Annotated in this window: 8 protein-coding genes; 5 read left to right on the top strand and 3 right to left on the bottom strand. The window is 69.0% G+C overall.

What is annotated here, in order from left to right; translation table 11 throughout:
- From NBRGI_RS00595 to treY, 4 genes are all read left to right on the top strand, one after another.
- The coding region (locus NBRGI_RS00595) for a GNAT family N-acetyltransferase (protein WP_029892268.1) at positions 1-416 on the top strand (416 nt) is incomplete at its 5' end.
- A gap of 18 nt (positions 417-434) precedes the next feature.
- A complete protein-coding gene (locus NBRGI_RS00590) occupies positions 435-716 on the top strand; it encodes a hypothetical protein (protein ID WP_200882100.1) in 282 nt (93 codons plus the stop codon).
- Positions 717-774: 58 nt separating this feature from the next.
- Positions 775-2,895 (top strand): glycogen debranching protein GlgX, encoded by a 2,121-nt coding sequence (gene glgX / locus NBRGI_RS00585; RefSeq protein WP_029892266.1) that lies wholly within the window; start codon positions 775-777, stop codon positions 2,893-2,895.
- 14 nt (positions 2,896-2,909) lie between these two features.
- Positions 2,910-5,342, top strand: coding sequence for a malto-oligosyltrehalose synthase (gene treY / locus NBRGI_RS00580; RefSeq protein ID WP_235210802.1), 2,433 nt, complete (start codon positions 2,910-2,912; stop codon positions 5,340-5,342).
- On the opposite strand, the gene NBRGI_RS00575 is transcribed toward treY, so the two are convergent.
- Positions 5,339-6,523, bottom strand: a complete 1,185-nt coding sequence (locus NBRGI_RS00575) for a DUF2235 domain-containing protein (RefSeq protein ID WP_036556832.1) — start codon at positions 6,521-6,523, stop codon at positions 5,339-5,341. The genes treY and NBRGI_RS00575 overlap by 4 nt on opposite strands.
- 125 nt (positions 6,524-6,648) lie before the next feature.
- Entirely contained in the window at positions 6,649-7,260 is a 612-nt protein-coding gene (locus NBRGI_RS00570; protein ID WP_226887434.1) for an MspA family porin, read from the bottom strand.
- Between the two features lie 121 nt (positions 7,261-7,381).
- On the opposite strand from NBRGI_RS00570, the gene NBRGI_RS00565 reads away from it, so the two are divergent.
- The gene (locus NBRGI_RS00565) at positions 7,382-10,069 is read left to right on the top strand and encodes a helix-turn-helix transcriptional regulator (protein WP_029892263.1); all 2,688 of its coding nucleotides are present in this window, start codon (positions 7,382-7,384) and stop codon (positions 10,067-10,069) included.
- Here NBRGI_RS00565 and NBRGI_RS00560 read toward each other — a convergent pair.
- On the bottom strand, positions 10,049-10,291 hold the full coding sequence (locus NBRGI_RS00560) for a hypothetical protein (protein WP_029892262.1): 243 nt from the start codon (positions 10,289-10,291) through the stop codon (positions 10,049-10,051). The genes NBRGI_RS00565 and NBRGI_RS00560 overlap by 21 nt on opposite strands.
- Between the last annotated feature and the right edge of the window lie 83 nt (positions 10,292-10,374).

Raw genomic sequence — 10,374 nt, 5'->3', positions numbered from 1 at the left:
ACGAATACGGTTGGGACGGAACATATGAGGAGCTGATCGTCCGCATCGTCGCCGACTACCTGCACGCACACGACGAGCAGCGCGAGCGTGCCTGGATCGCCGAATCCGGTGGCGCGCCGGTCGGCAGCATCTTCTGTGTCGCCGAGAACGAGACCACCGCGCGGTTGCGCCTGCTGCTCGTCGAGCCCACCGCCCGCGGCCTCGGCGTCGGTTCGGCACTGGTCGAGGAATGCCTGCGCTTCGCGACCGCGGCCGGGTACCGCGACATCGTGCTGTGGACCAACGACGTGCTCACCGCGGCCCGGCACATCTATCAGCGCGCGGGTTTCGAGCTGGTCGAGCAGAGCCCGCATCACAGCTGGGGCGCTGATCTGATCGGCCAAACCTGGCGCCGATCACTCGGTCCCGCACGCTGAGCCGCACCCACACGGTCGTTGCGCTGCCGCATCGAGGAGATCACGAATCCCGGTGACACGGCCCGGCGGCACCGGGAGATGGTCCAGCTCTGGCACAACCTGGACATCGCGGGCAAATCAACCGGCCGCCGGGTACCACGTGACCCGCACGCATCGGCATTGCTGCGGGATTACCGCGACGGCTACCTGACCGACCTCCCCGCGTGGGCGCGACGCGCAGTGCCGGACGGACCGGCTCCATCGGCCGTCCGATTCGGCTACCGGCGGCGCTGGTCGCCGACCCGCGCCGACGCCCGCTGAGCGCCAGGTCCCAACCACCCGCAGCACCCGAATCACCGCTGCCGCTAGTGTCGTTCCTATGGCTCAGCCCGACGCAGCGTCCGGTGACGCGACACCACTCGGTGTGTGGCCCGGCACCGCCTACCCACTGGGCGCCACCTACGACGGCGCGGGCACCAACTTCTCGGTGTTCTCGGAGGTTGCCGACGCCGTCGAGTTGAGCTTGATCGCCCGCGACGGCACCGAGTCCCGCGTACCGCTCGACGAGGTCGACGGCTATGTGTGGCACGCCTACCTGCCTGCCGTCGGGCCGGGTCAGCGCTACGGATTCCGCGTGCACGGTCCCTACGATCCGGAGAACGGCCTGCGCTGCGATCCGAGCAAACTGCTGCTCGACCCGTACGGCAAGGCGTTCGACGGGGCGTTCGACGACCACCCGTCGCTGTACACGCACGGGCTCGATTCGCTCGGCCACACCATGGCGGGCGTGGTGATCAATCCGTACTTCGACTGGGGCACCGACCGCGCGCCGAACCGGCCGTACCACGAGACGGTGATCTACGAGGCACACGTCAAAGGCATGACCGCGACGCACCCCGACGTCCCGGAGGAGTTGCGCGGCACCTACTCCGGCATCGCGCACCCCGCGATCATCGAGCACCTGAAAGGCTTGGGCGTCACCGCGATCGAGCTGATGCCGGTGCACCAGTTCCTGCAGGATCGGGTGCTGCTGCACCAGGGCCTGCGAAACTACTGGGGCTACAACAGTTTCGGCTACCTCGCCCCGCACAACGAGTACGCCGCGATCAAACGCGCCGACTCGGCGGTGACCGAGTTCAAGGCGATGGTGCGCGCGCTGCACGCCGAGGGCATCGAGGTGATCCTCGACGTGGTCTACAACCACACCGCCGAGGGCAACCATCTCGGCCCGACCATCGGCTTCCGCGGCATCGACAACGCCGCGTACTACCGGCTCGTCGACGACGACCCGTCGCTCTACATGGATTACACCGGCACCGGCAACAGCCTGAACGTGCGCCATCCGCACACCTTGCAGCTGATCATGGACTCGCTGCGCTACTGGATCCTGGACATGCACGTCGACGGCTTCCGCTTCGACCTGGCCGCGACCCTGGCACGCGAGCTGCACGATGTCGACCGGCTGTCCACGTTCTTCGATCTGGTGCAACAGGATCCGGTGGTGAGCCAGGTGAAGCTGATCGCCGAACCGTGGGACGTCGGCGAGGGCGGATACCAGGTCGGCAATTTTCCCGGCCTGTGGACCGAGTGGAACGGCAAGTACCGCGACACGGTGCGCGACTACTGGCGCGGGGAGCCGGCGACGTTGGGCGAGTTCGCTTCCCGGCTCACCGGCTCCTCCGACCTGTACGAGGCCACCGGCCGCAGGCCCAGTGCGAGCATCAACTTCGTCACCGCGCACGACGGTTTCACGCTGCGAGACCTGGTGTCCTACAACGAGAAACACAACGAGGCGAACGGCGAGGACAACCGCGACGGCGAGAGCTGGAACCGGTCCTGGAACTGCGGCGTCGAAGGCCCCACCGACGACCCGGACATTCTCGCGTTGCGCGCCAGGCAGAGCCGCAATCTGCTGGCCACGCTGGTGCTCAGCCAGGGCGTGCCGATGCTCGCGCACGGTGACGAGATGGGCCGCACCCAGCACGGCAACAACAACGTGTACTGCCAGGACTCCCCGCTCGCCTGGATGGATTGGTCACTGATGCAGCAGAATTCGGATCTGGTCGAGTTCACCCGCAACGTGATCGCGTTGCGCACCGAGCACCCCATCTTTCGGCGCCGCCGCTTCCTCGACGGCAGGCCGGTGCGCTCGCGCGATCACGCCCGCGACGTCGCCTGGTTCACCCCGGAGGGCTCGGAGATGACCACCGCGGACTGGGACAGCGGCTTCGGCAAATCGCTGACCGTGTTCCTCAACGGCATGGGCATCCACGAACCGGATCCGCGCGGCGAACGCATCACCGACGACTCGTTCCTGTTGTGCTTCAACGCCCACGACGAAGCGATGGATTTCACCTTGCCGAACTCCGACTACGGCATGTCCTGGACGGTCGCGCTGGATTGCGCGACGCCGACCGGTATCGCCGATGCGCACTACCCGGCGGCGGCCACGGTCGCCGTCGAATCCCGCTGTCTGCTCGTGCTGCGGCACGCGGGATGACCCCACCACCGCCCATGACCCCCTCGGATGCCACAGAGACCCACGTGACCGACCCACTTTCGCTGCGCCGGACCCAGGCCCGCCCGACCACGATCCGCAGTACCTACCGGCTGCAGCTGCGCCCTGACGCACTGACTTTCGCCGACGCCCGCGCGATCGCGGAATACCTACAGCAGCTGGGCATCTCGCACCTGTACCTGTCGCCGATCCTCACCGCGACGAAGGGTTCGACGCACGGCTACGACGTCACCGACCCGACCACGGTGTCCGCCGCGCTCGGCGGCCCCGCCGGGCTCAAGGCGCTCTCGGACGAAGTACGCAGTCGCGGTATGGGATTGCTCGTCGACCTGGTGCCCAACCATGTCGGAGTGGCCGACCCGCGGCAGAACCCGTGGTGGTGGGATGTGCTGCGCAACGGCCGCGAGTCGCCCTTCGCGCACTACTTCGACATCGATTGGAGCGCGGGCAACGGCGCGGGCGGGCGCCTCGCCCTACCGGTGCTGCAGAGCGAGAACGACCCTGCCGCACTCACTGTCGACCGTTCGGGCACCGAACCCATGCTGGCACTGCATGATCTGCGGTTCCCGATCGCGCCGGGCACCGACGGCGACAACGCCCTGCGCATCCACGACAAGCAGCACTACCGCCTGGTCAGCTGGAAAGCCGGGGTGTGCACCTATCGCCGGTACTTCACCGTCGGCGGGCTCGCCGCCATCCGGCAGGAGGACCCGGAGGTCTTCGAGATCACCCATCGCGAGCTCGCGGCGTGGTGCGCGCACGACATCATCGACGGTGTGCGGATCGACCACCCGGACGGATTGGCCGACCCCGGTGCGTATCTCATCCGCCTGCGCCAGATCATCGGGCCGAACCGGCTGCTGCTGGTGGAGAAGGTGCTGTCCAACCGGGAGCCACTGGACGCGACCCTGCCGATCGACGGCACCACCGGTTACGACGCGCTCGCCGACGTGGGCGGAGTGCTGATCGATCCGGAGGGCGAGCCCGCGCTCACCGAATTGTCCTGCCGCTTCGCCGGACACGGCAGCGACCGCGCGTGGATCTCCGAGACCGAGCACCGGATCAAGCGGGCCGTCGCCGAAACCGTGCTCACCGCCGATGTCCGGCGGCTGGTCGCGGCCATCAAACGCGACGCGCGCGCCGAGTCGGTGGACACCATGGCGCTGACCAACGCGACCATCGAGGTGCTGGCGTTCATGCCGGTCTACCGCACCGATTACGCGCCGCTGGCCGGGATGACCGGTGCCGTGATCACCGAGGTGGAACGACGCAACAGCGAACTGACCAACCCGCTCGCGGTGCTGACGGCGGCGCTGGCCGTGGGCGGCGAGGCGGTGACCCGCTTCCATCAGGTCGGCGGCGCGATCCTGGCCAAGGCGGTCGAGGACACCATGTTCTATCAGGCGGCCCGGCTGGTGTCGCTGCAGGAGATGGGCGGTAATCCGGCCCGCTTCGGGCGCTCGCTGATCGAGTTCCATCTCGCCAATATCGAACGCGCGCAACGCTGGCCCGCCACCATGACCACGCTGTCCACCCACGACACCAAGCGCGGCGAGGACGTGCGCGCGCGGATCGGCGTGCTCTCGCAGGCCGCGAAGGACTGGGCGCGCAGCGTCACCTCGTGGCAGGAGACCGCCCCCGGTCCCGACGGGGCCACCACATTGTTCCTGTTGCAGAACATGTTCGGCGTGTGGCCGCCGGACGGCAGGCCCGCGGCGGCGATTCCCGGGTTCCGGGAGCGTCTGCATCAGTTCGCGGAGAAGGCGATTCGCGAGGCGGGCACCAAGACTTCCTGGGAGGAACCGGACGCCGCCTTCGAGGACGAGGTGCACACCTGGGTGGACACGGTGATCGACGGGCCGGTGGGCACCGAACTCGGCGATCTCGTGCATCGGCTCGCACCGCACGCGTGGTCGGACGCGCTGGCGCAGAAGCTGTTGCAGCTGTGCGGCCCCGGCATCCCCGATCTGTATCAGGGCTGCGAACTGTGGGAGGACTCGCTGGTCGACCCGGACAACCGGCGGCCGGTCGATTTCGCGCTGCGCGCGGGCATGCTGCAATCGCTCACCGGCACACCGGAACTCGACGTCACCGGCGCGGTCAAGATGTGGATCGTGGCCTACGCGCTGTGGCTGCGGCGCGAACGCCCCGACTGTTTCGTCGGCGGCACCTACGCTCCGCTCTTCGGCACCGGCAGCGAGGCCCAGCGGTTGATCGCCTACACCCGCGGCCGGCCCGCCGAAGCGCCCGAGATCATCGTCGCGGCCACCCGGCACAGCGTCGGTCTCGCCGAAACCGGCTGGGGCGATACCGCTCTCGAACTGCCGGAGGGCACCTGGATCGATCGCCTGACCGGCCACACCTTCCAGGGCCGCATCCGCATCGAGCGCCTCTTCGCCCGCCTCCCGGTGGCCCTGCTCGTCCGCTAGACGGGAGCCAGAACCGGGTCCGGCTCGGCGGTTTCGTCGAGCAGGTGCACCGAGACCGGGGTGACCTTCTCCAGCAGTTCTTCGGGGAACATGCCGCCGAAGCGGGCGCGCCAGCGGCGCAGGTTGGGTGGCAGGTAGTCGTCGGCCTCGTTGACCAGCGAGGCCAGCCGGATGCCCTGCTCGTGGCCGTTGGCGAGGCGACGCCAGGAATCCAGGTAGAAGCGCGGGCTGCGCGGATGCCGAAGGGTGCGCAGCACATTCAGCACTCGGTAGCCGACGCCGAGCGACGGATGCAACTTCATGTGGTTTCCACCCGAGGCCAGGCATCCTTTGGACAGTGCCGCCAGCCGCTCGTGATCGAAAGCGAGCCCGACGGATTCGGCCTCGCGCACCATCCAGCGCAGCGTGACATCGGACAACCCGCACTCCTTGTGGCCGCCCCCGATATCGCTGTGCGCGCCCTCGAACCACACCTGCTTCACCCGCTGGAAACCCCTGCGGTATTTGATGTTCGGTTCGACCGGTACCTCCCAGAGGCACGGCTCGAAGTTGCGCCGGCGCTCGTCGATGGCCAGCGCCTGCCGCGCGCAGTGCACGCTCGGCGCGAGTTTGACGTTGTGGAACCGGTAGCGCAGCGAGGTGAGCCCGGGCACCCCGAGCGCGCCGACGGTGTCGAAGACGCCGAGGAAGTTCACCTTGGGCTGTTCGACATGGCAATTGTCCTTGCGGAATTTCGTCCACGCCGCCGGAATGCTGCCGTCCTTGGGCGGCACCTGCTGGTGGATCTCGAGCGCCTTCGGATACTTGCCGCTGATCATCGCCTCGGGCGTGAGGATGCCGATCCGATCGATCAATCCCGACAGACTGCGCGCGGTGAACGCGCCGCGGCTGAAACCGAAGATGTAGATCTCATCGCCCGGCTCCCAGTTCAGGGCCAGGTGCCAGTACGCGGACGACAGGTTCGCTTCGAGACCGAGGCCGAACGCGCCTCCCATCAGCCGGTCGGCGAGGAAGCCCCGGGCGCCGGGCCCGGACACATAGGTGACCCACTGCTGGATCTTCTCCCCCGTCGGACCGGGCGCGTCGAACCGGATCGTCTGCGCGATCTTGATGATGTTCGATACCGTGCTGCTCGATTCGGCTTTCCAGGTGCCGTCACAACACACGACCAGGCGTTTCATGGACTCATCCTCCCGCTGGGATCCATTGGAAACCTGCGTACTCGACTACTCGAATCATCGAGTGACACTGCGGGGATGTTAATGAAAGACGCGTGTTTCCAATGCCGTCCGGCGGAACTGCCCGGTCAGAGCCAGGTGGGATCGCCGAAGACGGCCCCGGAATCATCGACCTCGGGCGACTTGGAATCCACGTAGGCGTACTGGCGCAGGGTGACCGGCCCGGTGCAGGAGTTCACCTTGATGTGGAAATCCCGAACGCTGAGCTGGATCAGCTTGCCGGGGATCATCTCCTTCTCCGCGATCGCGATCTCGCCGACCTCACCCGGGCTGATGTTCAGCGTGGCGACCGGGTTCGGATTGAACGCGGGATTCTGGGCGATGATCACGTCGGGCGTCGCGCCGAGCGTGCCCGCGCCGATCGTCACCGCGCAGCCCACGTGATACCCCATCCGGAGCTTGCCGGCGGTCGCGCCGTCGAGCTTGCCGTAGGCGATGGTGCTCACGAGCGCCTCACGGGTGGTGCCCATGAAATTCAGCGGCGGAATCCGGTGGATCTTCTCTTCCCTGCTGCCCACGGTGAACTTCATCGCCGAATCACCGGGCGCGACGTAGGTCTTCTCGTGCGGCGGCATGCTCAACACCTCGGCGCCCGCCGATGGCGCGAAAGTCGCCACGGACGCACAGGCCATGACCGTTCCGGCCACGGCCCGGACAGCACTCTTCACGTTCGACGCCATAGTCCCGCACTGTAGTAGCCGTTCGCTATTTCCCATGCGTATGACACGACCGAACCGCACGCGAATTCCCGAGGTCAAATGACGACTGATCGAGCGTCCAGCAGACGGATACCGTGTGCACATGCTCCGGGGACGCCAGGCCGAACAAGCACGCATCGATGAGTTGCTCGCGGCGGCCCGCGACGGTCGCAGCGGCGCCCTGGTGATCCGCGGCGAGCCCGGCATCGGCAAGACGGCGCTACTGGACTACGCCGCCGCCCAGGGACTCCCGACCGTGCGCAGCGCGGGCATCGAATCCGAGGCCGAATTGCCTTTCGCCGGACTGCATCTGCTGGTTCGTCCGGGTATGGCGCTGGTGGACACGCTGCCCGACCGGCAACGCGACGCGCTGCGCGGCGCGTTCGGCCTGGCCGCCCAGGACCCGGCCGACCGCATGCTCATCGGCTTGGCGGTGCTGTCGCTGCTGGCCGAGGAGGCCGTCGACGCCCCACTGCTCTGCCTGATCGACGACGCGCACTGGCTCGATCAGGCGACCGCGGAGACGCTGTTGTTCGCGGCCCGCCGCCTCGATGCCGAAGGCGTCGTGATGATCTTCGCCGCGCGCACCGGGGACGCCGAGTTCCACGCGCCGGGGCTGCCCGAACTGCGGGTGTCCGGCCTCGCGCAGGATGCGGCGGCGGCACTGGTGGACGGTCTCGGCACCGCCCTGAGCCCGGCGGTGCGCTACCGCCTGCTCGCCGAGGCGGCGGGCAATCCGCTTGCGCTGCTGGAACTTCCGGAGGTGCTGGCGACCGAAGAGCCCGGTGCGGGGTTCAATCCGTTGCCGCTGACGCAGCGCCTGCAGGTCGCTTTCCACGGCCGGGTGAACAGGCTCGCGCCGCCCACCAGGACCCTGCTGCTCGTCGCCGCCGCGGCGGGCAGCGCCGCGCTCGAACCGGTTCTGGCGGCCGCCGGGGTACTGGGCGCCCAGCTGGCCGACCTGCAACCCGCCGAGGACGCGGGACTGCTGCACAGCGACGGACGGACCTTCGCCTTCCGGCATCCGCTGCTGCGCTCGGCGGTGTACCAGGGCGCGCCGCTGACCCAACGGCTGGCCGCGCATCGGGCCCTCGCGGCAGTGTCGACCGCACCCGAGCACGCCGACCTGCGCGCGTGGCACCTGGCCTCGGCCGCGACCGGACCCGACGAGGCCACCGCCGCGGCGCTGGAGGACACCGCCGACCGCGCCCGGGGTCGCTCCGGTTATTCCGGCGCGGTCGCCGCGTACGAGCGGGCCGCCGGGTTGAGCGTGGATGCCGCCGCCCGGCTCCGGCGCCTCGTCCTGGCCGCCGAAACCGCGGGCGAGGCAGGACAATTGGAGCGCGCTCGCACCCTGGCCGAGCGAGCGACGGGCCAGACCTGCGACCCCGGCTACACCGCCCGGCTGCGCCTGGTACTGGCCACCGCGGAGTTCGGCGCGGGCAAACCGCGCACCGCCCACGAACTGCTGCTGGCCGCCGCGGACCTGGTCCGGGCGAGCGAGCCGGTCCGGGCCGCGCGCATCCTCGGTCAAGCGATCCACACCGCCTGGTACCTCGGGACCGCGGAACTCGCGCAGGTCGCCGACGCGCTGACCGCGCTCGCACTGCCGCCTGCCGAGCCGCTGACGCCGATCATCGAGTACGCGGTCGCGGGCATCCACGGCCGGTTCACCGTCGACCTGCGCGCGGCCGCGGCCACGGCCCGCGCGCAAGGCGCCGACTCCCCGCGCGACCTGGTCCAGATGTGCGGCATCGGCCTGGTGGTCGGCCAGGACGATCAGGTCGCCGAACTGGCGCAGCTGCTCCTCGCCGAATGCCGTGACCAGGGCCGGATCGCCGTGCTGCCCACCCTGCTGTTCTTCCGGTCCGAAGCCGAGCTGTTCCTCGGCAGGCCGCAGGAGGCCCGGGTCGCGGCGACCGAAGGGCTGCGGATCGCCGAGGACATCGGGCAGGGCCAATGGACAAGTCAGTTGTCCAGCCTTCTCGCCTGCCTCGCCGCGCTGGAGGGTCGCGCGCAGGACTGCCGGGACCTGGTCGAGCGGGCCCGGTCGGAGGAATTCGGCGGGTCCGCGGCGGCGGGCACGCAGTGGACGTATTGGGCGCTCGGACTGCTCGAACTCGGCCTCGGTCAGGTCGACAGCGCGTTGTCCAGGCTGGAACCGCTGACTCGCGATCCCGGACGGCACCAGGTCAACGGGCTGCGCGCCATCCCGGATCTGATCGAATCGGCCGTGCGCCTCGGCACACCGGAACGGGCCGGTGACGCCCTCGCCCGCCTGGAGACCTGGGCTGCACGCGCACAACAGGATTGGGTCGAGGCCCTCGCCCACCGCTGCCGGGCGCTGGTCGACGACGCGCACGCCGAGCAGCACTATCGCGCCGCGCTCGAGTTGGGCGGGCGCCCGTTCGAACAGGCCAGAACCCAACTGCTGTACGGCGAATGGCTGCGCCGCCAACGTCGCAAAGCCGACGCGCGTCTCCAGTTGCAACCCGCGCTGGAGACATTCGAGCGGCTGGCCGCCGGGCCGTGGGCGGAGCGGGCGCGGACCGAGCTCGGCGCGCTCGGCGTCGGCACCGCCGCGAAGCCCGCGGGCGGAGTGCTCGGGCGGCTTACGCCGCAGGAACTACAGATCGTGCGGCTGGCCGCGCAGGGCATGTCGAATCGGGATATCGCGGCGCAGTTGTTTCTCAGCCCGCGCACCGTCGGGCATCACCTTTACAAGGCGTATCCGAAATTGGGTGTGCTGTCGCGCGGCGAACTCGCGCGGCTACCGCTCGACGCGGCGTAGCTCAGCGGCGCTCGCCCGCCGCGCCACGACCTGTCCGGCGATCCAGCGGGCCGCGCCGACCGCGGCCGCGACCAGCACGGCCACCTGCGGCGAGCCGGTGATCAGGGCCAGGATCAAGCAGGTCACCAGCCCGAGGGCAAGGGCCTCGAGCTTGTAGACAGGCCACGCGCTGCCCGCGATGTCAACTGTCGCGGAGCGGGCCGATGGGTGAACAACTGCCATCCAGTAAGGATATACGCACAGCGAAGTTCGGTCCACCGAACTTCATGTTGCCGGGGACACAGCACATCGCCCGGGAACACCGC

Source organism: Nocardia brasiliensis IFM 10847, from assembly GCF_000710915.1.
Taxonomy (GTDB): domain Bacteria; phylum Actinomycetota; class Actinomycetes; order Mycobacteriales; family Mycobacteriaceae; genus Nocardia; species Nocardia brasiliensis_A.
This window is presented reverse-complemented; position numbering and strand designations above follow the sequence as displayed.